This is a genomic window from Bacillus cereus group sp. TH152-1LC (assembly GCF_027710505.1).
In the GTDB taxonomy this organism is placed as follows: domain Bacteria; phylum Bacillota; class Bacilli; order Bacillales; family Bacillaceae_G; genus Bacillus_A; species Bacillus_A mobilis.
On the sequence record NZ_JAQFNK010000027.1, the window covers coordinates 14,126 to 40,218 of the forward strand.

The following is a 26,093-nucleotide window of genomic DNA, read 5'->3' on the forward strand; positions in this document are numbered from 1 at the left end:
GAATGATTGATGCAAAGCAATTGAACAGCTTAGCGTTAGCATACATGGGTGATGCGGTATATGAACAATATATCCGCTATCACCTACTTCAAAAAGGGAAAGTTCGTCCTAACCAATTACATCGATTAGGGACAAGCTTTGTTTCGGCAAAAGCACAGGCGAAAGTTGTTTATCATTTATTAGAGACAGCATTTTTAACTGAGGAAGAAGAAGCAGTACTAAGAAGAGGGCGTAATGCAAATTCAGGTACTGTTCCGAAAAACACGGATGTACAAACATATCGACATAGCACAGCTTTTGAAGCGCTAATTGGCTATCATCACTTATTAAATAATCGCGAAAGATTAGAAGAAATTGTATATAAGGCAATTGCTGTTTTAGAAGAAAAGGAAGGGGGCACATCATCATGAGTAGTGAATATATTATCGGACGTAACCCTGTAATTGAAGCGTTACGATCAGGAAGAGATATTAATAAAATTTGGATCGCAGAAGGTGCTGCCAAAGGACAAGTACAAATTGTACTAGCACTAGCGAAAGAAAATAAGGTTATTTTACAACATGCGCCAAAGAAGAAGTTAGATCAATTAGTTGAGGGGAACCATCAAGGTGTAATTGCTCAAGTGGCTGCGTATCAATATGCTGAGCTAGAAGATCTATTTAAAGTAGCAGAGAAGCGTAATGAAGATCCGTTCTTCTTAATTTTAGATGAAATTGAAGACCCGCATAACCTAGGTTCTATTATGCGTACTGCGGATGCAACAGGAGCTCATGGAATTATTATTCCGAAAAGAAGAGCTGTGGGACTTACAGCATCAGTTGCGAAAGCATCGACTGGAGCAATTGAATATATTCCTGTCGCACGTGTAACGAATTTATCTCGTACAATCGATGAATTAAAAGAACGTGGACTTTGGATTGCTGGTACAGATGCAAAAGGGAAAACGGATTACCGTAATTTAGATGGTAAAATGCCAATTGGATTAGTAATTGGAAGTGAAGGAAAAGGTATGAGTCGTATTATTGGTGAAAAATGTGATTTCCTAATTACTTTACCGATGGTGGGTAAAGTTACATCCTTAAATGCTTCAGTAGCCGCAAGTTTGTTAATGTATGAGGTATATCGTAAGCGTCACGAAATTGGTAAATAAAAAATGAACGATATTTTAATCGTTGACGGTTACAACATTATCGGAGCTTGGGGAGACTTGAAGAAACTACGGGATGTAGATTTGCAATCATCAAGGGATGCACTGATTGATAAGATGGCGGATTACCAAGGATACACTGGTACAAAGGTAATGATAGTCTTTGATGCTTATACGGTACAAGGCATTGAAAAAAAGATGAAACAATCGCGTGTGGAAGTCATATTCACGAGAAAGAATCAAACTGCAGATGAAAAGATAGAGCAACTAGCGATAGAGCTTAGAAATATAAATACGCAAATATATGTTGCGACTTCTGATTATACGGAACAATGGGTTATATTTGCGCAAGGTGCTCTTCGGAAATCTGCACGTGAATTAGAGTTGGAAGTACAAGCGATGGAGCAACAAGTAAGAAGGCGTACGCAAGACACAAAAGAAAAGCAACCCGCCATGCGAAAGATATTTAGTAAAGATATTACAGAAAAATTAGAAAAATTAAGAAGAGGAGAGCGTTGAAGCATTGACGCTCTTTATCTTTTTACTGTATAATATTGCTAAATAAATAGCGGTCGGAGGGATCAAGGTGGAAGCAGGCTTCGTAAGTGTAGGCGACGTTACATTTCGTGATTTAGAGGATGAGGCAATCGTTGAATTAGTTCGAAAAGGTAATACTGACGCTCTAGAATATTTGATTCACAAATATAAGAACTTTGTTCGCGCGAAATCAAGATCTTATTTCTTAGTGGGTGCCGATCGAGAAGATATTGTTCAAGAAGGTATGATTGGATTGTTTAAAGCGATTCGTGATTATAAAGAGGACAAGCTGTCTTCATTCAAAGCATTTGCTGAACTGTGTATCACTCGACAAATTATTACCGCTATTAAAACAGCAACAAGGCAAAAACATATTCCGTTAAATTCATATGTGTCTTTAGATAAGCCGATTTATGATGAAGAATCTGATCGGACATTATTAGATGTTATTTCGGAAGCGAAGGTAACGGATCCTGAAGAAATGATTATAAGTCAGGAAGAATATACAGACATAGAATCTAAAATATCTGAATTATTAAGCGATTTAGAAAGAAAAGTTCTTTCTTTATATCTAGATGGTCGTTCTTATCAAGAGATTTCGGAACAGTTAAATAGACATGTGAAATCTATTGATAACGCTTTACAGAGGGTGAAGCGGAAATTGGAACGATATATGGAAATGAGAGAGAGTACCACTTTAAATTCATAACAAATACTACAGGTGTAAAAAATCACCTGTTTTCTTTTTGTAGAGAGTACAAAAGGCATGTCATTGACATTGTCTTTTGTTGTATGATACATTTTTAGGGACATAATGTTACAAGGTTGGTGTAACTAATGAGGAAAAAAGTTGTACTCTCATGTGAAGAGTGTAAAAATCGAAACTACTCTACGATGAAAGATACGAGCTCAGTAGAGCGACTTGAAATAAAGAAGTTTTGTAAAACATGCAATCAGCATACAGTTCACAAGGAAACAAAATAAATAATTGAAATAATACACTGGAGGTCCCGTAGATGCGTTTAACGAACTTTTTCGGCGATGTAGGTCGCGAAATGAAAAAAGTAAGTTGGCCTAAAAAAGATGAATTACTCCGTTCAACAGCGACTGTTATCGCTACAGTTGTCTTCTTTGCGATTTTCTTCGCAGTGGTTGATATGGGCATTTCTTCTTTAATTCGGTTAATTCTTGGTTAATTCTTGAATAAGAAGCACTTATCCATGATATAATGTTATTTATAAGAACTGTGTAAAAGCCCGGTGAACGGGTTTTTTCATTTGCGCAAAAAAATGTACGTCAGGGAGGGAAGGACGCTCGTCCTAAATGAATGGAAAAAAGTTGGTATGTTGTCCATACTTATTCTGGATATGAAAATAAAGTAAAAGCAAACCTAGAGAAACGTGTAGAATCAATGGGTATGCAAGATAAAATTTTCCGTGTTGTTGTCCCGGAAGAAGTAGAAGTAGAAATGAAAAACGGTAAAGAAAAATTAATGAAAAGAAAAGTGTTCCCAGGTTATGTATTAGTAGAATTAATCATGACTGATGACTCTTGGTATGTTGTACGTAACACGCCAGGTGTAACTGGGTTCGTTGGTTCTTCTGGTTCTGGATCTAAACCATCACCTCTATTAGAAGAGGAAGTTGTTACCATTATGAAGCATATGGGAATGGACAACGAAGTGGTTGATTTCGACTTTGAACTTCATGAAACAGTGCGTGTAAATGAGGGACCATTCGCAGATTATACAGGTGCTATTGAAGAAATTGATGTGGAGAAGAAAAAGGTTAGCGTGCTTGTGGACATGTTCGGTCGCGAGACTCCAGTTGAACTTGACTTCCATCAAATTGAAAAATTATAAAATGAAACTTGAAATGAATTGTAAAAAGTGATAATATCTTTTAAGTCAGTACGTCTTCGTTATCGGAGACGTTTTTTGAAAGATTTTATCCTTACAGATAAAATATGACGTGGGAGGGCAAATCACTGTCCAATTGACCACATCACGGACTTAAGGAGGTGTGTCTCGTGGCTAAAAAGGTAATTAAAATGGTAAAGCTTCAAATTCCTGCAGGTAAAGCTAACCCAGCTCCACCAGTTGGTCCAGCATTAGGACAAGCAGGTGTTAACATCATGGGCTTCTGTAAAGAGTTTAACGCTCGTACAGCTGATCAAGCTGGTCTTATCATCCCTGTTGAAATTACGGTATTTGAGGACCGTTCATTCACTTTCATTACTAAAACTCCTCCTGCTGCTGTTCTTCTTAAGAAAGTAGCTGGTATTGAGTCTGGTTCTGGTGAACCAAACCGTAATAAAGTGGCAACTGTTAAGCGTGATAAAGTACGCGAAATCGCTGAAACTAAAATGCCTGACCTAAACGCTGCTAGCGTAGAAGCTGCAATGCGTATGGTTGAAGGTACTGCACGCAGTATGGGCATCGTTATCGAAGACTAATTCGATTTGTTTTTTTTAAAAAGGTTGCGGGTCTGGAATTCCAATTCGCAACCTTTATTATCGTAAATGATTATCGTTTTTAAATAAATGGATGGCGCGCATCCTCAGGTTATACCTGAAAATAAGCGTAAACGTGGGAGGTTATTCCGCTAAAACCACATTCGAGGAGGAAATAAAAATGGCTAAAAGAGGTAAAAAGTACGTAGAAGCTGCAAAGCTTGTTGATCGTGCAACTGCTTACTCTGCAACAGAAGCAGTAGAATTAGTAAAGAAAACAAACACAGCTAAATTTGATGCGACTGTAGAAGTTGCATTCCGTTTAGGTGTTGACCCTAAGAAAGCTGACCAACAAATCCGTGGTGCAGTTGTTCTTCCACACGGTACTGGTAAAGTACAACGTGTATTAGTATTCGCTAAAGGCGAAAAAGCTAAAGAAGCTGAAGCTGCTGGAGCTGACTTCGTAGGCGATGCTGATTACATCGGTAAAATCCAACAAGGTTGGTTCGATTTCGATGTAGTAGTAGCAACTCCTGACATGATGGGTGAAGTTGGTAAACTTGGTCGCGTATTAGGACCTAAAGGTTTAATGCCAAACCCTAAAACTGGAACAGTTACTTTCGATGTAACTAAAGCTGTTAACGAAATCAAAGCTGGTAAAGTTGAATACCGCGTTGATAAAGCTGGTAACATCCACGTTCCAATCGGTAAAGTATCTTTCGAAGATGCTAAATTAGTAGAAAACTTCAGCACAATCGCTGACACTTTACAAAAAGTTAAGCCAGCTGCTGCAAAAGGTACTTACATGAAGAACGTAACAGTTGCTTCTACAATGGGACCTGGCGTACGTGTAGACGTTTCTACATTAGCGTAAATTTTGGAAGTTGACTTCATAAAGAAGTTTTTATATAATCATTTATGTTGTGAATTTAATTAGTGTACCGTAGACAGTAGGTGTCAATAGACTTAATTTCCTACCTAGGTGTTAATATACGAAACGGAATTTTTTTCTGTGACTATATGCCTCCATGTCTACAAGTTGGGCATGGAGGTTTTTAGTGCACTTTCGGTACATCTTCTATATAATCTACAGGAGGTGTAATAACATGAGCAAAGTAATCGAAACTAAACAACAAGTTGTAACTGAAATCGCGGACAAACTTCGTGAAAGTAAATCTACAATCGTTGTTGACTACCGTGGTTTAACAGTTTCTGAAGTAACAGAATTACGTAAAAACTTACGTGAGGCTGGCGTTGAGTTCAAAGTTTACAAAAACTCTTTAACTCGTCGTGCTGCAGAATCTGCTGAAATGGCTGAGTTAAACGAATTCTTAACAGGACCAAACGCAATCGCGTTCAGTAACGAGGATGTAGTTGCTCCTGCGAAAGTATTAAACGACTTCGCTACAAAACACGAAGCTTTAGAAATTAAAGCTGGTGTAATCGAAGGTAAACTTGTAACACTTGATGAGGTTAAAGCTATCGCTACTCTTCCATCACGTGAAGGCTTACTTTCTATGCTTCTTAGCGTTCTTCAAGCTCCAATCCGTAACCTTGCACTTGCTACTAAAGCAGTTGCAGAACAAAAGGAAGAGCAAGGCGCTTAATTTCTTAAAAGATAATTACTTGTTATCTATAAAACAATACAAACCTATTTAAGGGAGGATATTTACAATGACTAAAGAACAAATCATTGAAGCAGTTAAATCTATGACTGTATTAGAACTTAACGACTTAGTAAAAGCTATCGAGGAAGAATTCGGCGTAACTGCTGCTGCTCCTGTAGCTGTAGCTGGTGGCGCTGGTGAAGCTGCTGCTGAAAAAACTGAATTTGACGTAGTACTTGCAAGTGCTGGCGCTCAAAAAATCAAAGTTATCAAAGCTGTACGTGAAATCACTGGTCTTGGCTTAAAAGAAGCTAAAGAATTAGTTGACAACACTCCAAAAGCAATCAAAGAAGGCGTTTCTAAAGAGGAAGCTGAAGAAATGAAAGCTAAACTTGAAGAAGTTGGCGCTGCTGTAGAAGTTAAGTAATTAACTTTTGATGCTTTAAAAAAAGCTCGCTCTCATGCGAGCTTTTTTTTTAACTGTAAAGAAAAGAGGTGGCCATATGGCAGACCATTATTTTTCTAACGACCCTTCTAGTAAAAGTGATCGTAAGCGATGGGAATTTGCACTTCGTGGATCTCAATTTACTTTCTTATCTGACCGTGGGGTGTTCTCGAAAAACGAAGTGGACTTTGGTTCTCGTCTTTTAATTGAAGCGTTTCAAGTGCCAGATATTAAAGGTGATATATTAGACGTAGGTTGTGGATATGGACCAATTGGTTTATCGTTGGCGAAAGAGTTTCAAGACCGTAAAGTTCACATGGTGGATGTGAATGAAAGGGCGCTTGAGCTTGCGAAAGAAAATGCCGCTAACAATAGGATTGGAAATGTACACATTTTTCAAAGTAGCGTCTATGAAAATGTAGATGGTATGTATGCTGCTATTCTATCTAATCCTCCAATTCGTGCAGGTAAAGACATCGTGCATGAGATTTTAGAGAAGGCTGTAGAGTATTTAGTTCCAGGTGGAGAGTTGTGGATTGTTATTCAAAAGAAGCAAGGTGCACCATCTGCACTGAAGAAACTAGAGGAAGTATTCTCTGAAGTCGAAGTTGTAGAAAAGAAAAAAGGATATTATATCATAAAATCAAAAAAACGTTGACGGTTATTTTTGGCTATGTTAACATTATACAATGCCAATATATGATTTTCTGCGTTGAGAAAGATGTATATTTTTGTTTCTCTTGGAAAAGATAGTAAAATCAGCAGATTATGAAACAGAATGATGGTTTTCTTATAGAAGCCATTTTTCTTTTTTGAGCAGGTAGAAAGACTCAACGTATTTATCTTTAAGAGAAAAAGACTACGCTAATAGCAGTAGTTGTATTTATTTGTGATTTTGCGCAAATTTTTTTGTGCATTTATAATACTCATGATTTGAGGGGTGAAGCAGTTGACAGGTCAACTAGTTCAATACGGACGCCACCGCCAACGAAGAAGTTATGCCCGTATTAGTGAAGTATTAGAGTTACCAAATCTTATCGAAATTCAAACCTCTTCTTATCAGTGGTTTCTTGATGAGGGTTTGCGAGAAATGTTCCAAGACATTTCTCCGATTGAAGACTTTACGGGAAATCTATCGCTTGAATTTATCGACTACAGCTTAGGTGAACCTAAATACTCTGTAGACGAATGCAAAGAGCGTGATGTGACGTATGCAGCACCACTTCGTGTAAAAGTGCGTCTAATCAACAAGGAAACTGGTGAAGTAAAAGAACAAGATGTGTTCATGGGAGATTTCCCACTCATGACAGAGACTGGAACATTCGTAATTAACGGTGCAGAACGTGTTATCGTTTCCCAGTTAGTTCGCTCTCCAAGCGTATACTATAGTGGCAAAGTGGATAAAAACGGAAAACGTGGTTTTACTGCTACTGTAATTCCAAACCGCGGAGCTTGGTTAGAGTATGAGACAGATGCTAAGGATGTTGTATATGTGCGTATTGACCGTACGCGTAAACTTCCTGTAACTGTTTTGTTACGCGCATTAGGGTTTGGCTCTGATCAAGAAATCACCGAGCTTTTAGGTGATAACGAATACTTAAGCAACACATTAGAAAAAGACAACACAGATAGCACAGAAAAAGCATTGCTTGAAATTTATGAGCGTCTACGTCCTGGTGAACCACCAACAGTAGAAAATGCTAAGAGCTTACTTGTGTCTCGTTTCTTCGATCCAAAGCGCTACGATTTAGCAAATGTAGGTCGCTATAAGATCAACAAGAAGTTACACATTAAAAACAGACTGTTTAACCAACGCTTAGCTGAAACATTAGTGGATCCAGAAACTGGTGAAATTTTAGCGGCAGAAGGAACAATCTTAGATCGTCGTACACTTGATCGCATTTTACCTTACTTAGAGAAAAACATTGGATTCAAAACAGCGAAACCAATGGGTGGAGTGGTAGAAGGCGATGTTGAGCTGCAATCTATTAAGATTTATGCTCCTGAGTCAGAAGGCGAACGCGTAATTAATGTAATTGGTAATGCAAATATTACTCGTGATGTAAAAAACATTACACCAGGTGATATCCTTGCTTCTATCAGTTACTTCTTCAACCTACTATACAAAGTAGGGGATACAGATGATATCGACCATTTAGGAAACCGTCGTCTGCGTTCAGTTGGAGAACTATTACAAAATCAATTCCGTATCGGTCTTTCTCGTATGGAGCGTGTTGTTCGTGAGAGAATGTCGATTCAGGATACAAATGCAATTACACCACAGGCGCTAATTAATATTCGTCCTGTTATTGCATCTATTAAAGAGTTCTTCGGAAGTTCTCAGTTATCTCAGTTCATGGACCAAACAAACCCATTAGCAGAGTTAACTCACAAACGAAGACTATCTGCATTAGGACCCGGTGGTTTAACGCGTGAGCGCGCAGGCTTTGAAGTGCGTGACGTTCACTACTCTCACTATGGTCGTATGTGTCCGATTGAAACACCAGAGGGACCAAACATCGGTTTGATTAACTCATTATCATCGTTCGCGAAAGTAAATGAGTTTGGTTTCATTGAAACACCATACCGTCGTGTTGATCCAGAAACTGGTCTTGTAACAGGGCAGGTTGATTACTTAACTGCAGATGAAGAAGATAATTATGTTGTAGCCCAAGCGAATATGAAATTATCTGAAGAAGGAGAATTCCTTAGTGAAGATATCGTAGCTCGTTTCCGTGGTGAAAACATTGTCACAAATAAAGAACGCATCGACTACATGGATGTATCTCCAAAACAAGTAGTGTCGGCAGCGACAGCTTGTATTCCGTTCTTAGAAAACGATGACTCTAACCGCGCACTTATGGGAGCGAACATGCAACGTCAGGCGGTTCCGTTAATGAATCCGGAATCTCCGATTGTAGGTACAGGTATGGAGTACGTATCAGCAAAAGACTCAGGTGCTGCAGTAATCTGTAAACACCCTGGTGTTGTTGAACGCGTAGAAGCACGTGAAGTTTGGGTACGTCGCTTTGTAGAAGTTGACGGTCAAACGGTAAAAGGCGACTTAGATCGCTACAAAATGCAAAAATTCATTCGTTCTAACCAAGGAACTTGCTACAACCAACGCCCAATCGTAAGTGTTGGAAATGAAGTTGTAAAAGGTGAAATCCTTGCGGATGGTCCTTCTATGGAATTAGGTGAACTAGCACTTGGACGTAACGTGCTTGTTGGCTTCATGACTTGGGACGGTTATAACTACGAGGATGCGATCATTATGAGTGAGCGCCTTGTAAAAGATGATGTGTACACTTCTATTCATATTGAAGAATATGAGTCAGAAGCTCGTGATACGAAGCTTGGACCAGAAGAAATTACACGTGACATTCCAAACGTTGGGGAAGATGCATTACGCAACCTTGACGAGCGCGGTATCATTCGCGTTGGTGCGGAAGTAAAAGATGGAGATTTACTTGTTGGTAAAGTAACACCTAAAGGTGTAACAGAATTAACAGCTGAAGAACGTCTATTACATGCTATCTTTGGAGAAAAAGCACGTGAAGTACGTGATACATCACTACGTGTACCACACGGTGGTGGCGGTATTATCTTAGACGTAAAAGTATTCAACCGTGAAGATGGCGATGAATTGCCACCAGGCGTGAATCAACTTGTACGTGCATATATCGTTCAAAAACGTAAAATTTCTGAAGGTGACAAGATGGCCGGACGTCACGGTAACAAAGGTGTTATCTCTCGTATTTTACCAGAAGAAGATATGCCTTACTTACCAGACGGTACGCCAATCGATATCATGTTAAACCCATTAGGGGTACCATCTCGTATGAATATCGGTCAGGTATTAGAGCTTCATCTTGGTATGGCAGCAAGATACCTTGGCATTCACATTGCAACACCAGTATTCGATGGTGCTCGTGAGGAAGATGTTTGGGGCACGATTGAAGAAGCTGGTATGGCAAATGACGCGAAAACAATCCTGTATGACGGACGTACTGGTGAACCATTCGATAACCGCGTATCTGTTGGTGTCATGTATATGATCAAACTTGCGCACATGGTTGACGATAAACTTCATGCTCGTTCTACTGGACCATACTCACTTGTAACGCAGCAGCCTCTTGGAGGTAAAGCTCAGTTCGGTGGACAGCGTTTCGGTGAGATGGAGGTTTGGGCACTTGAAGCTTATGGTGCTGCTTATACTCTTCAAGAAATCTTAACAGTGAAGTCTGATGATGTTGTTGGACGTGTTAAGACGTATGAAGCAATTGTTAAAGGCGAAAATGTTCCAGAACCAGGCGTTCCTGAATCATTCAAAGTATTGATTAAAGAGCTGCAAAGTTTAGGTATGGACGTTAAAATGATGTCTAGCGACGATAAAGAAATTGAAATGCGTGATACAGAAGATGACGATGATCATCAATCAGCAGATAAATTGAATGTCGAAGTTGAGACAACTAAGGAATAATTGGGATAACCTGTAGACTAAAAGGGAGGTAGGCCCCTTGATAGATGTAAATAACTTTGAATATATGAAGATTGGACTTGCTTCACCTGACAAGATTCGTTCTTGGTCATACGGTGAAGTTAAGAAACCAGAAACAATTAACTATCGTACGTTAAAGCCTGAAAAAGATGGCTTGTTCTGTGAGCGTATTTTCGGACCACAAAAGGACTGGGAATGTCATTGCGGAAAATACAAACGTGTACGTTATAAAGGTGTAGTTTGTGATCGATGTGGCGTTGAAGTAACGCGTGCAAAAGTTCGTCGTGAACGTATGGGTCATATCGAATTAGCTGCTCCTGTATCTCATATTTGGTATTTCAAAGGTATCCCGAGCCGCATGGGACTTGTCTTAGACATGTCCCCTCGCGCGCTTGAAGAAGTAATTTATTTCGCTTCTTATGTTGTAACAGAAAGTGGAGATACACCACTTGATAAGAAGCAATTACTTTCTGAAAAAGAATACCGTGCATATCGTGATCGATATGGTAGCACATTCCAAGCTGCTATGGGTGCAGAAGCGATTAAAAAGCTACTACAAGACATCGATTTAGATAAAGAAGTAGACTTCTTAAAAGAAGAATTAAAAACAGCACAAGGACAACGCCGTACTCGTGCTATTAAACGTCTAGAAGTATTAGAAGCATTCCGTAACTCTGGAAATCACCCATCTTGGATGATCCTAGATGTTCTTCCAGTTATCCCACCAGAACTACGCCCAATGGTACAGTTGGATGGTGGACGTTTTGCTACTTCTGACTTAAACGACTTATACCGTCGTGTAATTAACCGTAACAATCGTTTAAAACGTCTATTGGACTTAGGTGCACCAAGCATTATCGTTCAAAACGAAAAACGTATGTTACAAGAAGCTGTAGACGCATTAATCGATAATGGTCGCCGTGGCCGTCCAGTTACTGGACCGGGTAACCGTCCATTAAAATCACTATCTCACATGCTTAAAGGTAAACAAGGACGTTTCCGTCAAAACTTATTAGGTAAACGTGTTGACTACTCTGGCCGTTCTGTAATCGTTGTAGGACCGAACTTAAAGATGTACCAATGTGGATTACCGAAAGAAATGGCGCTTGAATTGTTTAAGCCTTTCGTTATGAAAGAGTTAGTTGGAAAAGGTTTAGCACACAACATTAAGAGTGCTAAACGTAAAATCGAGCGTGTACAACCTGAAGTTTGGGACGTTTTAGAATCTGTGATCAAAGAGCATCCAGTACTTCTAAACCGCGCACCAACACTTCACCGTCTTGGTATCCAGGCGTTTGAACCTACATTAGTAGAAGGTCGCGCAATTCGTCTTCACCCACTTGTATGTACTGCATACAACGCGGACTTTGACGGTGACCAAATGGCGGTTCACGTTCCGTTATCATCAGAGGCACAAGCAGAAGCTCGTATTCTTATGTTAGCGGCGCAAAACATCTTGAATCCAAAAGACGGAAAACCAGTTGTTACTCCATCTCAGGATATGGTATTAGGTAACTACTACTTAACTCTTGAGCGTGAAGGCGCAATCGGTGAAGGTATGGTCTTCAAAGATGCAAACGAAGCAATACTTGCATACCGAAATGGATATGTACATCTGCACACACGTGTCGCAGTTGCTGCAAGTTCAGTAAATAACGTAACATTTACTGAAGAGCAAAAAGGTAAGCTTCTATTAACAACAGTTGGTAAATTAATATTTAACGAAATCTTACCAGAGTCGTTCCCTTATATTAATGAACCGACAAACTCAAACCTTGAAAAAGAAACACCAGCGGAGTATTTCGTTGAAAAAGGTGCGAACATTAAAGAAATTATTGCTAGTCGCGAAGAAGTGGCGCCATTTAGCAAGAAGATCCTTGGTAACATCATTGCGGAAGTATTCAAACGTTTCCAAATAACGGAAACATCTCGTATGCTTGACCGCATGAAAAACTTAGGATTTAAGTACTCTACAAAAGCTGGTATTACAGTTGGGGTATCTGACATTCTTGTATTAGGCGAAAAAGATGAAATTCTCCATGAAGCACAAGCAAAAGTAGATAATGTAATTAAACAATTCCGTCGCGGTTTGATCACAGAAGAAGAACGTTACGATCGCGTTATCTCTATTTGGAGTAATGCAAAAGATGTTATCCAAGGAAAACTGATGAAATCCTTGAATAAACGCAATCCAATCTTCATGATGAGTGATTCCGGTGCCCGTGGTAACGCATCGAACTTTACTCAGCTTGCTGGTATGCGTGGTCTGATGGCCAATCCATCTGGTCGTATTATCGAACTTCCAATTAAATCAAGTTTCCGTGAAGGTTTAACAGTACTTGAGTACTTCATCTCTACGCATGGTGCGCGTAAAGGTCTTGCCGATACAGCACTTAAAACTGCCGATTCTGGTTACTTAACACGTCGTCTTGTAGACGTTGCACAAGATGTAATTGTCCGTGAAGATGATTGTGGAACAGATCGTGGTCTATTAATTGGTGCGATTAAAGAGGGTAATGAAGTAATTGAGTCATTATATGATCGTCTTGTTGGACGTTTTGCAAGAAAAACTGTAAAACATCCTGAAACAGGTGAAGTATTAGTTAGTGAAAACCAACTAATCACTGAAGATATCGCTCATATCGTTGAAAATTCGGGTGTTGAAACTGTAAACATTCGTTCAGCGTTCACGTGTAACACTCGCCACGGTGTATGTAAGAAGTGTTACGGTCGTAACTTAGCAACTGGTACAGACGTAGAAGTAGGAGAAGCGGTAGGTATTATCGCAGCTCAATCTATCGGTGAGCCAGGTACACAGTTAACGATGCGTACGTTCCATACAGGTGGGGTTGCCGGAGATGATATCACTCAAGGTTTACCTCGTATCCAAGAGATCTTCGAAGCTCGTAATCCGAAAGGTCAGGCAGTTATCAGTGAAATCGATGGTGTTATCGCAGCGATCAACGATGTTAAAGATCGCCAAGAAGTAGTTGTACAGGGTGAAGTTGAAGCTCGTACGTATGCTATTCCTTACGGTGCGCGTCTGAAAGTAACTCCAGGACAGCCAATTAGCCACGGTAAAGAGTTAACAGAAGGTTCTATTGATCCGAAAGAATTACTAAAAGTAACGGACATTACGGCGGTTCAAGAATACTTATTACGTGAAGTTCAAAAAGTATACCGTATGCAAGGGGTAGAAATTGGCGATAAACACGTAGAAGTAATGGTACGTCAAATGTTACGTAAAGTTCGTGTAAGTGATGCGGGTGAAACAGATGTATTACCAGGAACATTACTAGATATCCATCAGTTTACTGATGCGAATGCGAAGGTGTTACTGAAAGGTAAACAACCAGCAACAGCTAGACCTGTTCTACTTGGTATTACAAAAGCTTCGCTTGAAACTGATTCATTCTTATCTGCAGCATCGTTCCAAGAAACGACACGTGTCTTAACTGATGCAGCAATTAAGGGTAAACGCGATGAACTTCTAGGATTGAAAGAAAATGTTATTATCGGTAAACTTGTTCCTGCTGGAACAGGTATGAATCGTTATCGCAAAGTGGACCTTGTAAAAACAACTCAAGGTGACATGAATGTAGAAAACGATGAAGTTTATGTGGAACAGTAAAATTTTCCGTCGTAAATTTTGTATAAAAACAGCTAATCCTAGTTGACATTGTATGAAGCAAAATGTTACTATAATCAAGGTTGCTCCTGAACGATGCTTTGGAGGATATTTATATGTCTTATCAAAAAGTGTCAAATGCTGAAAATGTAGTCGTTGGTCATAAACGCACATTGGAGGCAATCAAAAATGGTATAGTTAAAGAAGTTGTTATTGCGGAAGATGCTGATATGCGGTTAACCCATATGATCATTCGTACTGCCTTGCAACATAACATACCCATAAACAAAGTTGAATCAGTTCGTAAGCTTGGAAAAGTTTCGGGGATTCAAGTGGGAGCTTCAGCAATAGGAATAATAAGTTAAAACTGTTTTTGTGAGGAGAGAGCATTTGCTCTCCCTTGCAAAAACTTTGTTTTCAACTAATAATGAACCACCTGGATATGTGGTCATACAAACATGCGAAGGGAGGATAATCAAATGCCTACTATTAACCAATTAGTGAGAAATGGTCGTACTGATAAAGTATGGAAGTCTAAATCACCTGCGTTAAACAAAGGTTTTAACTCTTTAAAGAAAAAATCAACTGATATCTCTGCACCTCAAAAACGTGGTGTATGTACTCGTGTTGGTACAATGACTCCGAAGAAACCGAACTCAGCGTTACGTAAATACGCTCGTGTACGTTTAACAAATGGTATTGAAGTTACAGCTTACATCCCAGGTATCGGTCATAACCTACAAGAGCATAGCGTAGTATTAATTCGCGGTGGTCGAGTAAAGGATTTACCAGGGGTACGTTACCACATCGTTCGTGGTGCGCTTGATACTGCTGGTGTTGACAAACGTATGCAAGGACGTTCTAAATATGGTACTAAGCGACCAAAACCTGCTAAAAAATAATAACTTTAAAATGAAAGGAGGAACTCAATATGCCTCGTAAAGGACCTGTTGCGAAACGTGACGTGTTACCAGATCCAATGTACAAATCTAAGCTAGTAACACGCCTTATCAACAAAATGATGGTTGACGGTAAAAAAGGTAAATCTCAAACAATTCTTTATAACGCTTTCGATATCGTTCGTGAACGTTCAGAGAAAGACCCTATGGAAGTATTCGAGCAAGCTCTTAAGAACATCATGCCTGTTCTTGAAGTACGTGCTCGTCGTGTTGGTGGTGCTAACTACCAAGTTCCAGTTGAGGTTCGTCCAGAACGCCGTACAACTTTAGGTCTTCGCTGGTTAGTAAACTATGCTCGTCTTCGTGGTGAAAAAACTATGGAAGAGCGTCTAGCTTACGAAATCTTAGATGCAGCTAACAACGCTGGTGCATCTGTTAAAAAACGTGAAGACACTCATAAAATGGCAGAAGCTAACAAAGCATTTGCTCATTACCGTTGGTAGGATTCAACTTAAAATAAATGTAAGCATAAACCGCTTTATTTGTCGCTTATGGAAGTGTGGAGAGGGAGAATGCCTCTCCCTTTCGTTGGGCGCTCGTTTTACATAATGAGGGTACTGGACATACTGACATGTGTAACAATATAAAGTGGCTTTTTTGCTACTTAAAATAAAAAAATCCAATCCATATATGGAAGGAGCAAGACACCAAATGACAAGAGAGTTCTCTTTAGAAAACACTCGTAATATTGGTATCATGGCTCACATCGATGCTGGTAAAACAACAGCAACTGAGCGTATTCTGTATTACACAGGACGTATTCATAAAATCGGTGAAACTCATGAAGGTGCATCTCAGATGGACTGGATGGAGCAAGAGCAAGAGCGTGGTATCACAATTACTTCTGCTGCAACTACAGCTCAATGGAAAGGTCACCGTGTAAACATCATTGACACTCCAGGACACGTAGACTTCACAGTAGAAGTAGAACGTTCTTTACGCGTACTTGATGGTGCGGTAGCAGTACTTGATGCACAATCTGGTGTAGAACCACAAACAGAAACTGTTTGGCGTCAGGCTACTACTTACGGCGTACCTCGTATCGTATTCGTTAACAAAATGGATAAAATCGGTGCGGATTTCTTATACTCTGTAGGAACAATCCACGATCGTTTACAAGCAAACGCACACCCAATTCAGTTACCAATCGGTGCTGAAGATGAGTTCAATGGTATCATTGACCTTGTTGAAGAATGTGCTTACATGTACGGTAACGATTTAGGAACAGACATTCAACGTGTTGAAATTCCTGAAGAGCACAAAGAATTAGCTGAAGAATACCGTGGAAAACTTATTGAAGCGGTAGCTGAGCTTGATGAAGAAATGATGATGAAGTACCTAGAAGGTGAAGAAATCACTGTAGAAGAGCTTAAAGCTGGTATCCGTAAGGCTACAACTTCTGTAGAATTCTTCCCAGTAATCTGTGGTTCTGCATTCAAAAACAAAGGTGTTCAAATTCTGTTAGACGCAGTTATCGACTACCTACCATCTCCATTAGATGTACCTGCTATTAAAGGTACTCTTCCGGATACAGATGAAGAAATCGAACGTAAGTCTAGCGATGAAGAACCATTCGCAGCTTTAGCATTCAAAATCATGACTGACCCTTATGTTGGTAAGTTAACGTTCTTCCGTGTGTACTCTGGTGTGTTAAACTCTGGATCATACGTGAAAAACTCAACTAAAGGTAAGCGTGAGCGTGTAGGTCGTATCCTACAAATGCACGCTAACAGCCGTGAAGAGATTTCAACAGTTTACGCTGGTGATATCGCTGCTGCTGTAGGTTTAAAAGATACTACTACTGGTGATACTCTTTGTGACGAGAAGAGCCTTGTTATCCTTGAGTCTATGGAATTCCCAGAGCCAGTTATCTCTGTAGCTATCGAACCAAAATCTAAAGCTGACCAAGATAAAATGGGTACAGCATTATCTAAGCTTTCTGAAGAAGATCCAACATTCCGTGCTCACACTGACCAAGAAACTGGCCAAACTATCATCGCTGGTATGGGTGAACTTCACCTTGATATCATCGTTGACCGTATGCGTCGTGAATTCAAAGTCGAAGCAAACGTTGGTGCTCCTCAGGTAGCATACCGTGAAACTTTCCGCGCTGCTGCGAAAGTTGAAGGTAAGTTCGCTCGTCAATCTGGTGGACGTGGACAATTCGGTCACGTTTGGATTGAGTTTGCGCCTAACGAAGAAGGTAAAGGATTTGAATTCGAAAACAAAATCGTCGGCGGTGTAGTTCCACGTGAATACATCCCAGCTGTTGGAGCGGGTCTTGAAGACTCACTTAAAAATGGTGTACTAGCTGGTTACCCACTAGTTGACATTAAAGCAGCATTAGTTGACGGTTCTTACCATGATGTCGATTCATCTGAGATGGCGTTCAAAATCGCTGCATCTATGGCACTTAAAGCTGCGGTTTCTAAATGTAACCCAGTAATTCTTGAGCCAATGATGAAAGTTGAAGTTGTAATTCCTGAAGAATACATGGGAGACATCATGGGTGACGTAACGTCTCGTCGTGGACGTGTAGAAGGTATGGAAGCTCGCGGTAACGCACAAGTTGTTCGCGCTATGGTTCCACTTTCTGAAATGTTCGGTTATGCGACAGCATTACGTTCTAACACTCAAGGACGCGGAACATTCTCAATGACATTTGATCATTATGAAGAAGTACCGAAGTCTGTTTCTGAAGAAATTATCAAAAAAAATAAAGGTGAATAATTGATTTTTATCGATTCTTCACGTATAACTACTTATGTAAGCTTAGAAAGTGGGACGCAAGTTTCACTTTCTAGCCTAAATATAAAATAACCTATATAAACTAAGGAGGAATTTAGAATGGCTAAAGCTAAATTCGAACGTTCTAAACCCCATGTTAACATCGGTACAATCGGCCACGTTGACCATGGTAAAACTACATTAACTGCTGCGATCACTACAGTTCTTGCAAAAGCTGGTGGTGCTGAAGCACGCGGATACGATCAAATCGACGCTGCTCCAGAAGAAAGAGAGCGCGGAATCACAATCTCAACTGCACACGTTGAGTACGAAACTGAAACTCGTCACTATGCACACGTTGACTGCCCAGGTCACGCTGACTATGTTAAAAACATGATCACTGGTGCTGCTCAAATGGACGGCGGTATCTTAGTAGTATCTGCTGCTGATGGCCCAATGCCTCAAACACGTGAGCACATCCTTCTTTCTCGTCAAGTAGGTGTTCCTTACATCGTTGTATTCTTAAACAAATGCGACATGGTAGACGACGAAGAATTATTAGAATTAGTAGAAATGGAAGTTCGCGACCTATTATCTGAATACGGATTCCCAGGCGACGACATTCCTGTAATCAAAGGTTCTGCTCTTAAAGCTCTTCAAGGAGAAGCTGATTGGGAAGCAAAAATCATTGAATTAATGACTGAAGTTGATGCTTACATCCCAACTCCAGAACGTGAAACTGACAAACCATTCTTAATGCCTATCGAGGATGTATTCTCTATCACAGGTCGTGGTACAGTTGCAACTGGTCGTGTAGAGCGCGGAATCGTTAAAGTTGGTGACGTAGTAGAAATCATCGGTCTTGCTGAAGAAAATGCTTCTACAACTGTAACTGGTGTAGAGATGTTCCGTAAACTTCTTGACCAAGCTCAAGCTGGAGACAACATCGGTGCATTACTTCGTGGGGTTGCTCGTGAAGACATCCAACGTGGACAAGTTCTTGCTAAAACTGGCTCTGTAAAAGCTCACGCTAAATTCAAAGCTGAAGTTTTCGTATTATCTAAAGAAGAAGGTGGACGTCACACTCCATTCTTCGCTAACTACCGTCCTCAGTTCTACTTCCGTACAACTGACGTAACTGGTATCATCCAATTACCAGAAGGTACTGAAATGGTAATGCCTGGTGACAACATCGAAATGACTATCGAACTTATCGCTCCAATCGCTATCGAAGAGGGAACTAAATTCTCTATTCGTGAAGGTGGACGTACAGTAGGTTACGGTGTAGTTGCTACTATCGTTGAGTAATCTTAACTGATATAAAAAAACCCAAGGGATTTCCCCTTGGGTTTTTTGTTTGTATTTATATAATGAATGAAATGATTTTTTTATATTTTGACGAGTTTCTTCTATAGTAATACAAAAATAATAAAACTAAAATCCAGAAACTGTAAAACGAATTCTGTGAGATGAAAACTTGAAATTCTTTAAAGTGCCATGTATAATAGCAAAAGTAGAGAAAAGCAGATGCAAACAAAAAGATGCTTGCATCTAGACGAATAACATTGTATAATAGACAATGTTGGTCTTTGACTGCGATGAAGTGGAAGGTTGCTGACACACCCGGCCGCTTTGCCATGGCATGGTGTGGGGAAATTTCCATGGAGAAGGTCTATTTTAGAAATAGGCGAACGAAGGAGGGAAAATAATGGCAAAAGAAAAAATTCGTATCCGTTTAAAAGCTTATGATCACCGTATTCTTGATCAATCAGCTGAGAAAATTGTAGAAACAGCTAAGCGTTCTGGGGCAACAGTTTCTGGTCCGATCCCATTACCAACTGAGAAGACTATTTACACAATTCTTCGTGCTGTTCATAAGTACAAAGATTCTCGTGAGCAATTCGAAATGCGCACACACAAACGTTTAATCGATATCGTGAGTCCTACTCCACAAACAGTAGATTCATTAATGCGTTTAGACTTACCGTCTGGTGTAGATATCGAAATCAAACTATAATTCATATAACTTAAAAATGTAGGAGGTGTAACTCATGACCAAAGGAATCTTAGGAAGAAAGATCGGTATGACTCAAGTATTTGCTGAGAACGGTGAGTTAATCCCAGTAACAGTTATCGCTGCTAATCCAAACGTTGTTCTTCAAAAGAAAACAACTGAAACTGATGGCTACAATGCAATCCAGTTAGGATTTGAAGATAAACGTGAAAAGTTAACTAACAAACCTGAACAAGGCCACACTGCTAAAGCATCTACAACTCCTAAGCGCTTCATTCGCGAAATCCGCGATGCAGACGTGGACGGATTAGAGGTTGGTCAAGAGGTAAAAGTTGAAGTTTTCGCTGCAGGTGAAATCGTTGACGTAACAGGAATTTCTAAAGGTAAAGGTTTCCAAGGTGTTATCAAACGCCACGGACAATCTCGCGGACCTATGTCTCATGGTTCTCGCTATCACCGTCGTCCAGGTTCAATGGGCCCAGTTGCTCCGAACCGTGTATTCAAAGGCAAAAAACTTGCTGGACGTATGGGTGGAGACCAAGTTACTATCCAAAACTTAGAAATCGTTCAAGTTGACACTGAGCGCAACTTATTACTAGTAAAAGGTAACGTTCCAGGTGCTAAGAAATCTCTTGTAGTTGTTCAAGGCGCTGTGAAGGTTAGCAAATAATTCACATAGGAAGGAGGAATTCCAATGCCAAAAGTTACTGTATATAACCAAACTGGTTCACAGGTTGGTGAAATCGAATTAGCTGAAGCTATTTTCGGTATCGAACCAAATGAAGCTGTACTTTTCGAAGCTGTAATGATGCAACGTGCATCTTTACGTCAAGGTACACACAAAGTAAAAACTCGTTCTGAAGTTCGTGGTGGTGGTCGTAAACCATGGCGTCAAAAAGGAACTGGACGTGCTCGTCAAGGGTCTATCCGCTCTCCTCAATGGCGTGGTGGTGGTACGGTATTCGGACCTACACCAAGAAGCTATGCGTACAAACTTCCTAAGAAGGTTCGTCGTTTAGCAATCAAATCTGCATTAGCTACTAAAGTAGTTGAGAACAACATTGTAGTTCTTGAAGACCTAGTGTTAAATGCACCAAAAACAAAAGACATGCTAGCAGTACTTAAAGGATTAACTGTTGAGAAGAAAGCTCTTATCGTAACTGCTGATGCAAACGAATCTGTAGAGTTATCTGCTCGCAATATCCCTGGAGTAACAGTAATCACTGCTGATGGCGTAAACGTTTTAGACGTGCTTCATCATGATAAGCTAATCATGACAAAAGCGGCAGTGGAAAAAGTAGAGGAGGTGCTTGCATAATGAGAGATCCTCGTGATATCATTAAGCGCCCAGTTATCACTGAACGTTCTATGGAAATGATGGCTGAAAAAAAATACACGTTCGATGTGGACGTTAAATCTAATAAAACAGAAGTTAAAGATGCTCTTGAAGCGATCTTTGGTGTTAAAGTAGAAAAAGTGAACATCATGAACTACAAGCCGAAAGCAAAACGCGTTGGTCGTCACGCTGGTTTTACTAGCCGTCGTCGTAAAGCAATCGTTAAGCTAACTGCTGACAGCAAAGAAATCGAAATCTTCCAAGGCGTTTAATTCTTACTAAAGAAGGAGGGAAATTGAGATGGGAATTAAAAAGTATAATCCAACTACTAACGGTCGTCGTAATATGACTACGAATGATTTCGCTGAAATCACGACTGACAGACCAGAAAAGTCATTACTTGCTCCTTTAAGCAAGAAGGCTGGTCGTAATAACCAAGGTAAAATTACTGTACGTCATCAAGGTGGCGGACATAAGCGTCAATACCGTATCATCGACTTTAAGCGTAACAAAGATGGAATTCCAGGACGCGTTGCTACGATCGAATACGATCCAAACCGCTCTGCGAATATCGCATTAATTAACTACGTTGACGGTGAAAAACGTTACATTCTTGCTCCTAAGAACTTAGAAGTAGGCATGGAAGTTATGTCTGGCCCAGAAGCTGACATCAAAATCGGTAACGCATTACCATTAATCAACATTCCAGTAGGTACTGTTGTTCATAACATCGAGCTTAAGCCTGGTCGTGGCGGACAATTAGTTCGTTCTGCTGGTACATCTGCTCAAGTACTTGGTAAAGAAGGTAAATACGTACTTGTACGTTTAACTTCTGGTGAAGTACGTCTTGTATTATCTGCTTGTCGCGCTTCAATCGGTCAAGTAGGTAACGAACAACACGAACTTATCAAGATCGGTAAAGCAGGTCGCTCTCGCTGGTTAGGTAAACGCCCAACAGTTCGTGGTTCTGTAATGAACCCAGTTGATCACCCACACGGTGGTGGTGAAGGACGTTCTCCAATCGGACGTAAGTCTCCAATGTCTCCATGGGGTAAACCAACTCTTGGATTCAAGACTCGTAAGAAAAACAAAGCGTCTGACAAATTCATCGTTCGTCGTCGCAAAAAATAATGGGATTGTAGTACGGTTCATTTCTAGAACCGTACGCCAATCACGAAGGGAGGCACCAAAATGGCTCGTAGCTTAAAAAAAGGACCATTTGTCGATGATCACTTAATGAGCAAAATGGAAAAATTAGTTGCATCTGAGCAAAAACAAGTTGTTAAAACTTGGTCTCGCCGTTCAACAATCTTCCCTCAGTTCATCGGACACACAATCGCTGTATATGATGGTCGTAAACACGTACCTGTGTACATCACTGAGGATATGGTTGGCCATAAGTTAGGTGAATTCGCACCAACTCGTACGTATAAAGGTCACCTTGCTGACGATAAGAAAACTAGAAGATAATGAGAGGAGGCACTTCAATGCAAGCTAAAGCAGTAGCGAGAACAGTTCGTATTGCTCCTCGTAAAGTTCGTTTAGTAGTAGACTTAATCCGAGGTAAGCAAGTGGGTGAAGCGATTGCTATCCTTAACCACACACCAAAAACTGCTTCTCCAGTTGTAGAGAAAGTTTTAAAATCTGCAATCGCAAATGCAGAGCACAATTATGAGATGGATATTAACAACCTAGTTGTTGAAAAAGTTTTCGTTGACGAAGGTCCAACGTTGAAACGTTTCCGTCCACGTGCAATGGGTCGTGCAAGCCAAATTAACAAACGCACAAGCCACATCACAGTTGTGGTATCAGAAAAGAAGGAGGGATAATCGATGGGTCAAAAGGTTAATCCAATTGGTCTTCGTGTCGGCGTTATCCGTGACTGGGAATCTCGTTGGTTCGCAGAGAAAGATTATGCTACATTATTACATGAAGACATCAAAATCCGTGAGTACATTACTGTACGCTTAAAAGATTCTGCTGTTGCTAAAGTAGAAATCGAACGTGCAGCAAATCGTGTAAATGTTACAATTCACACTGCAAAACCTGGTATGGTAATTGGTAAAGGTGGTACTGAAGTTGAAGCACTTCGTAAAGCTCTTAACCAATTAACAGGCAAGCGTGTACACATCAACATTTTAGAAGTTAAGAGAGCTGATCTTAACGCTAAATTAGTAGGCGAAAACATTGCTCGTCAATTAGAAAACCGTGTATCATTCCGTCGTGCACAAAAGCAAGTTATTCAACGTGCTATGCGTGCAGGTGCTAAAGGTATTAAAACACAGGTTTCTGGTCGTCTTGGCGGAGCTGATATCGCTCGTGCAGAATCTTACAGTGAAGGAACTGTTCCACTTCATACACTTCGCGCTGATATTGACTATGCAGCAGTTGAAGCTGATACAACATACGGTAAATTAGGCGTAAAAGTATGGATCTACCGTGGAGAAGTCCTTCCTACAAAAAAGAAAGCTTCTGAGGAAGGAGGAAAATAATATGTTAATGCCAAAACGCGTAAAATATCGTAGAGAGCATCGTGGTAAAATGCGTGGTCGTGCAAAAGGTGGAACTGAAATTGCTTTCGGTGAATTCGGTTTACAAGCACAAGCTGCTTCATGGATTACAAACCGTCAAATCGAAGCTGCTCGTCGTGCAATGACTCGTTACATGAAACGTGGCGGTAAAGTATGGATTAAAATTTTCCCTTCTAAACCTTACACTGCAAAACCTCTAGAAGTACGTATGGGTTCCGGTAAAGGGGCACCAGAAGGCTGGGTAGCAGTAGTAAAACCTGGGAAAATTATGTTCGAAATCGCGGGTGTATCTGAAGAGGTAGCACGCGAAGCATTACGTCTTGCAGCTCACAAGTTACCTGTGAAATGTAAATTCGTAAAACGTGAAGAAAATGGTGGTGAATCTAATGAAAACTAATGATATTCGTGAATTAACCACTGCCGAAATCGAAACAAAAGTTAAAGCTTTAAAGGAAGAATTGTTCAATCTTCGCTTCCAACTTGCTACAGGACAATTAGAGAATCCAACTCGCATTCGTGAAGTGCGTAAAGCAATTGCTCGTATGAAAACTGTAGTTCGTGAAAGAGAGATCGGAATTAATCGATAAATTGAGGGGAGGTTTGCATAGTGAGCGAACGTAACCAACGCAAAGTTTATACTGGTCGTGTTGTGTCTGACAAAATGGACAAAACGATTACAGTTTTAGTTGAAACTTACAAAACTCATTCCTTGTACGGAAAGCGTGTTAAGTATTCTAAGAAGTACAAAGCCCATGATGAGCAAAACCAAGCGAAACTTGGCGATATCGTTAAAATCATGGAAACTCGCCCGCTTTCTGCTACTAAGCGTTTCCGTTTAGTTGAAATCGTTGAAGAAGCGGTTATTATCTAAATAGATGAATCGGAATTTTTAGTCCGAAGGGAGGTTTCATAAGATGATCCAACAAGAATCTCGTTTGAAAGTTGCTGACAACTCTGGTGCACGTGAACTTTTAACAATTAAAGTATTAGGCGGCTCTGGTCGTAAATATGCTAACATCGGTGATATTATCGTTGCTACGGTAAAACAAGCAACACCAGGTGGCGTTGTTAAAAAAGGTGACGTTGTTAAAGCAGTAGTAGTACGTACGAAGAGCGGAGCTCGTCGTCCGGACGGTTCTTACATCAAATTTGATGAAAACGCAGCGGTTATCATTAAAGACGATAAGAGCCCACGTGGTACTCGTATCTTCGGACCAGTAGCTCGTGAATTACGTGATAGCAACTTCATGAAGATCGTTTCTTTAGCTCCAGAAGTTCTATAATTTAAGGTATTGCCTTGCTAAGGAGGTGCAGAATTAAGATGCATGTAAAAAAAGGTGATAAAGTACAGGTAATCACTGGTAAAGACAAAGGAAAACAAGGCGTTATCCTTGTGGCTTTCCCAAAGCAAAACCGTGTTATCGTTGAGGGTGTTAACATCGTTAAAAAACACTCTAAGCCATCTCAATTAAATCCACAAGGTGGAATTATTACTAAAGAAGCACCTATTCACGTTTCTAACGTTATGGTTTTAGATCCTAAAACAGGTGAACCTACTCGCGTAGGCTTCAAAGTAGAAGATGGTAAAAAAGTTCGTATTGCAAAAAAATCTGGTGAATTATTAGATAAATAATTTTCTTAAGAAAGGAGGTCACTTCATTGAATCGCCTTAAAGAGAAGTTCCAAAAGGAAATTACTCCTGCTCTAGTGAGCAAGTTTAACTATAAATCTGTGATGGAAGTACCGAAAATCGAAAAGATCGTAATCAACACTGGTGTTGGTGACGCGGTATCTAACTCAAAAGCTTTAGACAATGCAGTAGAAGAATTAACACAAATCGCAGGTCAAAAGCCTGTTGTAACTCGTGCTAAAAAATCAATCGCTGGTTTCCGTCTTCGTGAAGGTATGCCAATCGGTGCGAAAGTAACTTTACGCGGCGAGCAAATGTATGAGTTCTTCGACAAATTAGTATCAGTTTCTTTACCACGTGTACGTGATTTCCGTGGTGTTTCTAAGAAATCATTCGATGGTCGTGGGAACTACACATTAGGTGTTAAAGAGCAACTTATCTTCCCTGAGATCGATTATGATAAAGTAAGCAAAGTCCGCGGTATGGACATCGTAATCGTTACTACAGCGAAAACTGATGAAGAAGCTCGTGAACTTTTAACACAATTCGGTATGCCATTCCAAAAATAATGGAAGCCAAC

33 protein-coding genes and 1 other annotated feature are annotated in these 26,093 nt (G+C 40.1%); all 33 genes read left to right on the forward strand.

Features of this window, described 5'->3' with window-relative positions:
- Positions 1-2: 2 nt before the first annotated feature.
- Positions 3-410 (forward strand): Mini-ribonuclease 3, encoded by a 408-nt coding sequence (locus PDL00_RS30550; RefSeq protein WP_086384897.1) that lies wholly within the window; start codon positions 3-5, stop codon positions 408-410.
- Positions 407-1,150 (forward strand): 23S rRNA (guanosine(2251)-2'-O)-methyltransferase RlmB, encoded by a 744-nt coding sequence (gene rlmB / locus PDL00_RS30555; protein ID WP_000093762.1) that lies wholly within the window; start codon positions 407-409, stop codon positions 1,148-1,150. Before PDL00_RS30550 ends, rlmB begins: the two co-directional genes overlap by 4 nt.
- A 3-nt stretch (positions 1,151-1,153) precedes the next feature.
- Positions 1,154-1,666: an NYN domain-containing protein gene (locus tag PDL00_RS30560; protein ID WP_000997888.1), complete on the forward strand. Its 513-nt coding sequence runs from the start codon at positions 1,154-1,156 to the stop codon at positions 1,664-1,666.
- 67 nt (positions 1,667-1,733) lie between these two features.
- On the forward strand, positions 1,734-2,393 hold the full coding sequence (locus tag PDL00_RS30565; RefSeq protein WP_000387198.1) for an RNA polymerase sporulation sigma factor SigH: 660 nt from the start codon (positions 1,734-1,736) through the stop codon (positions 2,391-2,393).
- A 128-nt stretch (positions 2,394-2,521) separates the two neighbouring features.
- Positions 2,522-2,668: a 50S ribosomal protein L33 gene (gene rpmG / locus PDL00_RS30570; RefSeq protein WP_002070160.1), complete on the forward strand. Its 147-nt coding sequence runs from the start codon at positions 2,522-2,524 to the stop codon at positions 2,666-2,668.
- 32 nt (positions 2,669-2,700) lie between these two features.
- Positions 2,701-2,880: a preprotein translocase subunit SecE gene (gene secE / locus PDL00_RS30575; protein ID WP_001241321.1), complete on the forward strand. Its 180-nt coding sequence runs from the start codon at positions 2,701-2,703 to the stop codon at positions 2,878-2,880.
- Between the two features lie 131 nt (positions 2,881-3,011).
- Entirely contained in the window at positions 3,012-3,545 is a 534-nt protein-coding gene (gene nusG / locus PDL00_RS30580) for a transcription termination/antitermination protein NusG (protein ID WP_000415794.1), read from the forward strand.
- 167 nt (positions 3,546-3,712) lie between these two features.
- The gene (gene rplK / locus PDL00_RS30585) at positions 3,713-4,138 is read left to right on the forward strand and encodes a 50S ribosomal protein L11 (RefSeq protein ID WP_001085872.1); all 426 of its coding nucleotides are present in this window, start codon (positions 3,713-3,715) and stop codon (positions 4,136-4,138) included.
- A 178-nt stretch (positions 4,139-4,316) separates the two neighbouring features.
- The gene (gene rplA, locus PDL00_RS30590; protein ID WP_002070162.1) at positions 4,317-5,009 is read left to right on the forward strand and encodes a 50S ribosomal protein L1; all 693 of its coding nucleotides are present in this window, start codon (positions 4,317-4,319) and stop codon (positions 5,007-5,009) included.
- Positions 5,010-5,058: 49 nt separating this feature from the next.
- Positions 5,059-5,202 (forward strand) — a sequence feature (ribosomal protein L10 leader region).
- A 39-nt stretch (positions 5,203-5,241) separates the two neighbouring features.
- On the forward strand, positions 5,242-5,742 hold the full coding sequence (rplJ, locus tag PDL00_RS30595) for a 50S ribosomal protein L10 (protein ID WP_000048721.1): 501 nt from the start codon (positions 5,242-5,244) through the stop codon (positions 5,740-5,742).
- A 67-nt stretch (positions 5,743-5,809) separates the two neighbouring features.
- On the forward strand, positions 5,810-6,169 hold the full coding sequence (gene rplL / locus PDL00_RS30600) for a 50S ribosomal protein L7/L12 (RefSeq protein ID WP_000159737.1): 360 nt from the start codon (positions 5,810-5,812) through the stop codon (positions 6,167-6,169).
- A gap of 76 nt (positions 6,170-6,245) precedes the next feature.
- On the forward strand, positions 6,246-6,845 hold the full coding sequence (locus tag PDL00_RS30605; protein WP_060629207.1) for a class I SAM-dependent methyltransferase: 600 nt from the start codon (positions 6,246-6,248) through the stop codon (positions 6,843-6,845).
- A 291-nt stretch (positions 6,846-7,136) separates the two neighbouring features.
- Complete coding sequence (gene rpoB, locus PDL00_RS30610; RefSeq protein WP_270733348.1) at positions 7,137-10,670, forward strand: DNA-directed RNA polymerase subunit beta; 3,534 nt, start codon at positions 7,137-7,139, stop codon at positions 10,668-10,670.
- 37 nt (positions 10,671-10,707) lie between these two features.
- Entirely contained in the window at positions 10,708-14,319 is a 3,612-nt protein-coding gene (gene rpoC, locus PDL00_RS30615; RefSeq protein WP_270733350.1) for a DNA-directed RNA polymerase subunit beta', read from the forward strand.
- Between the two features lie 113 nt (positions 14,320-14,432).
- Positions 14,433-14,681 carry a ribosomal L7Ae/L30e/S12e/Gadd45 family protein gene (locus PDL00_RS30620; RefSeq protein ID WP_061678373.1) on the forward strand — a complete coding sequence of 83 codons (249 nt, stop codon included), beginning with the start codon at positions 14,433-14,435 and terminating at the stop codon, positions 14,679-14,681.
- A gap of 114 nt (positions 14,682-14,795) precedes the next feature.
- On the forward strand, positions 14,796-15,218 hold the full coding sequence (rpsL, locus tag PDL00_RS30625) for a 30S ribosomal protein S12 (protein WP_001142341.1): 423 nt from the start codon (positions 14,796-14,798) through the stop codon (positions 15,216-15,218).
- 29 nt (positions 15,219-15,247) lie between these two features.
- A complete protein-coding gene (rpsG, locus tag PDL00_RS30630; RefSeq protein WP_001137490.1) occupies positions 15,248-15,718 on the forward strand; it encodes a 30S ribosomal protein S7 in 471 nt (156 codons plus the stop codon).
- Positions 15,719-15,926: 208 nt separating this feature from the next.
- A complete protein-coding gene (fusA, locus tag PDL00_RS30635) occupies positions 15,927-18,005 on the forward strand; it encodes an elongation factor G (protein WP_061678372.1) in 2,079 nt (692 codons plus the stop codon).
- 117 nt (positions 18,006-18,122) lie between these two features.
- Complete coding sequence (gene tuf, locus PDL00_RS30640) at positions 18,123-19,310, forward strand: elongation factor Tu (protein ID WP_001029617.1); 1,188 nt, start codon at positions 18,123-18,125, stop codon at positions 19,308-19,310.
- Between the two features lie 400 nt (positions 19,311-19,710).
- Positions 19,711-20,019, forward strand: coding sequence for a 30S ribosomal protein S10 (gene rpsJ / locus PDL00_RS30645; protein ID WP_001040595.1), 309 nt, complete (start codon positions 19,711-19,713; stop codon positions 20,017-20,019).
- A gap of 34 nt (positions 20,020-20,053) precedes the next feature.
- Positions 20,054-20,686, forward strand: coding sequence for a 50S ribosomal protein L3 (gene rplC / locus PDL00_RS30650; protein ID WP_000160209.1), 633 nt, complete (start codon positions 20,054-20,056; stop codon positions 20,684-20,686).
- 24 nt (positions 20,687-20,710) lie between these two features.
- On the forward strand, positions 20,711-21,334 hold the full coding sequence (gene rplD / locus PDL00_RS30655; RefSeq protein WP_001127258.1) for a 50S ribosomal protein L4: 624 nt from the start codon (positions 20,711-20,713) through the stop codon (positions 21,332-21,334).
- On the forward strand, positions 21,334-21,624 hold the full coding sequence (gene rplW / locus PDL00_RS30660) for a 50S ribosomal protein L23 (RefSeq protein WP_001205558.1): 291 nt from the start codon (positions 21,334-21,336) through the stop codon (positions 21,622-21,624). The genes rplD and rplW overlap by 1 nt, the downstream gene beginning before the upstream one ends.
- 28 nt (positions 21,625-21,652) lie before the next feature.
- On the forward strand, positions 21,653-22,483 hold the full coding sequence (gene rplB, locus PDL00_RS30665; protein ID WP_000511582.1) for a 50S ribosomal protein L2: 831 nt from the start codon (positions 21,653-21,655) through the stop codon (positions 22,481-22,483).
- A gap of 60 nt (positions 22,484-22,543) precedes the next feature.
- Positions 22,544-22,822 carry a 30S ribosomal protein S19 gene (gene rpsS / locus PDL00_RS30670; RefSeq protein WP_000124454.1) on the forward strand — a complete coding sequence of 93 codons (279 nt, stop codon included), beginning with the start codon at positions 22,544-22,546 and terminating at the stop codon, positions 22,820-22,822.
- Between the two features lie 17 nt (positions 22,823-22,839).
- Positions 22,840-23,181, forward strand: coding sequence for a 50S ribosomal protein L22 (gene rplV / locus PDL00_RS30675; RefSeq protein ID WP_001148024.1), 342 nt, complete (start codon positions 22,840-22,842; stop codon positions 23,179-23,181).
- 3 nt (positions 23,182-23,184) lie between these two features.
- Positions 23,185-23,844: a 30S ribosomal protein S3 gene (gene rpsC, locus PDL00_RS30680; protein ID WP_000529958.1), complete on the forward strand. Its 660-nt coding sequence runs from the start codon at positions 23,185-23,187 to the stop codon at positions 23,842-23,844.
- Position 23,845: 1 nt separating this feature from the next.
- On the forward strand, positions 23,846-24,280 hold the full coding sequence (rplP, locus tag PDL00_RS30685; protein ID WP_000928969.1) for a 50S ribosomal protein L16: 435 nt from the start codon (positions 23,846-23,848) through the stop codon (positions 24,278-24,280).
- Positions 24,270-24,470, forward strand: coding sequence for a 50S ribosomal protein L29 (gene rpmC / locus PDL00_RS30690; RefSeq protein WP_000855718.1), 201 nt, complete (start codon positions 24,270-24,272; stop codon positions 24,468-24,470). The genes rplP and rpmC overlap by 11 nt, the downstream gene beginning before the upstream one ends.
- A 20-nt stretch (positions 24,471-24,490) precedes the next feature.
- Complete coding sequence (gene rpsQ, locus PDL00_RS30695; protein WP_000004106.1) at positions 24,491-24,754, forward strand: 30S ribosomal protein S17; 264 nt, start codon at positions 24,491-24,493, stop codon at positions 24,752-24,754.
- A 43-nt stretch (positions 24,755-24,797) separates the two neighbouring features.
- A complete protein-coding gene (gene rplN / locus PDL00_RS30700; RefSeq protein WP_000615912.1) occupies positions 24,798-25,166 on the forward strand; it encodes a 50S ribosomal protein L14 in 369 nt (122 codons plus the stop codon).
- 38 nt (positions 25,167-25,204) lie between these two features.
- Positions 25,205-25,516, forward strand: coding sequence for a 50S ribosomal protein L24 (rplX, locus tag PDL00_RS30705; RefSeq protein ID WP_000558201.1), 312 nt, complete (start codon positions 25,205-25,207; stop codon positions 25,514-25,516).
- Between the two features lie 26 nt (positions 25,517-25,542).
- A complete protein-coding gene (gene rplE, locus PDL00_RS30710) occupies positions 25,543-26,082 on the forward strand; it encodes a 50S ribosomal protein L5 (RefSeq protein WP_001080829.1) in 540 nt (179 codons plus the stop codon).
- Positions 26,083-26,093 lie beyond the last annotated feature (11 nt).

Bases quoted from the DNA above. Each gene is read 5' to 3' on its own strand.
- rplC (WP_000160209.1), top strand. From the start codon at position 20,054: ATGACCAAAGGAATCTTAGGAAGAAAGATCGGTATGACTCAAGTATTT.
- rpsS (WP_000124454.1), top strand. From the start codon at position 22,544: ATGGCTCGTAGCTTAAAAAAAGGACCATTTGTCGATGATCACTTAATG.
- rlmB (WP_000093762.1), top strand. From the start codon at position 407: ATGAGTAGTGAATATATTATCGGACGTAACCCTGTAATTGAAGCGTTA.
- rplD (WP_001127258.1), top strand. From the start codon at position 20,711: ATGCCAAAAGTTACTGTATATAACCAAACTGGTTCACAGGTTGGTGAA.
- PDL00_RS30620 (WP_061678373.1), top strand. From the start codon at position 14,433: ATGTCTTATCAAAAAGTGTCAAATGCTGAAAATGTAGTCGTTGGTCAT.
- PDL00_RS30560 (WP_000997888.1), top strand. From the start codon at position 1,154: ATGAACGATATTTTAATCGTTGACGGTTACAACATTATCGGAGCTTGG.
- rplA (WP_002070162.1), top strand. From the start codon at position 4,317: ATGGCTAAAAGAGGTAAAAAGTACGTAGAAGCTGCAAAGCTTGTTGAT.
- rpsC (WP_000529958.1), top strand. From the start codon at position 23,185: ATGGGTCAAAAGGTTAATCCAATTGGTCTTCGTGTCGGCGTTATCCGT.
- rpsL (WP_001142341.1), top strand. From the start codon at position 14,796: ATGCCTACTATTAACCAATTAGTGAGAAATGGTCGTACTGATAAAGTA.
- rplW (WP_001205558.1), top strand. From the start codon at position 21,334: ATGAGAGATCCTCGTGATATCATTAAGCGCCCAGTTATCACTGAACGT.
- rplL (WP_000159737.1), top strand. From the start codon at position 5,810: ATGACTAAAGAACAAATCATTGAAGCAGTTAAATCTATGACTGTATTA.
- rpmC (WP_000855718.1), top strand. From the start codon at position 24,270: ATGAAAACTAATGATATTCGTGAATTAACCACTGCCGAAATCGAAACA.
- rpmG (WP_002070160.1), top strand. From the start codon at position 2,522: ATGAGGAAAAAAGTTGTACTCTCATGTGAAGAGTGTAAAAATCGAAAC.
- rplJ (WP_000048721.1), top strand. From the start codon at position 5,242: ATGAGCAAAGTAATCGAAACTAAACAACAAGTTGTAACTGAAATCGCG.
- secE (WP_001241321.1), top strand. From the start codon at position 2,701: ATGCGTTTAACGAACTTTTTCGGCGATGTAGGTCGCGAAATGAAAAAA.
- rplP (WP_000928969.1), top strand. From the start codon at position 23,846: ATGTTAATGCCAAAACGCGTAAAATATCGTAGAGAGCATCGTGGTAAA.
- PDL00_RS30605 (WP_060629207.1), top strand. From the start codon at position 6,246: ATGGCAGACCATTATTTTTCTAACGACCCTTCTAGTAAAAGTGATCGT.
- nusG (WP_000415794.1), top strand. From the start codon at position 3,012: ATGGAAAAAAGTTGGTATGTTGTCCATACTTATTCTGGATATGAAAAT.
- rplX (WP_000558201.1), top strand. From the start codon at position 25,205: ATGCATGTAAAAAAAGGTGATAAAGTACAGGTAATCACTGGTAAAGAC.
- rplN (WP_000615912.1), top strand. From the start codon at position 24,798: ATGATCCAACAAGAATCTCGTTTGAAAGTTGCTGACAACTCTGGTGCA.
- rplV (WP_001148024.1), top strand. From the start codon at position 22,840: ATGCAAGCTAAAGCAGTAGCGAGAACAGTTCGTATTGCTCCTCGTAAA.
- fusA (WP_061678372.1), top strand. From the start codon at position 15,927: ATGACAAGAGAGTTCTCTTTAGAAAACACTCGTAATATTGGTATCATG.
- rpsG (WP_001137490.1), top strand. From the start codon at position 15,248: ATGCCTCGTAAAGGACCTGTTGCGAAACGTGACGTGTTACCAGATCCA.
- tuf (WP_001029617.1), top strand. From the start codon at position 18,123: ATGGCTAAAGCTAAATTCGAACGTTCTAAACCCCATGTTAACATCGGT.
- rpsJ (WP_001040595.1), top strand. From the start codon at position 19,711: ATGGCAAAAGAAAAAATTCGTATCCGTTTAAAAGCTTATGATCACCGT.
- PDL00_RS30550 (WP_086384897.1), top strand. From the start codon at position 3: ATGATTGATGCAAAGCAATTGAACAGCTTAGCGTTAGCATACATGGGT.
- rplB (WP_000511582.1), top strand. From the start codon at position 21,653: ATGGGAATTAAAAAGTATAATCCAACTACTAACGGTCGTCGTAATATG.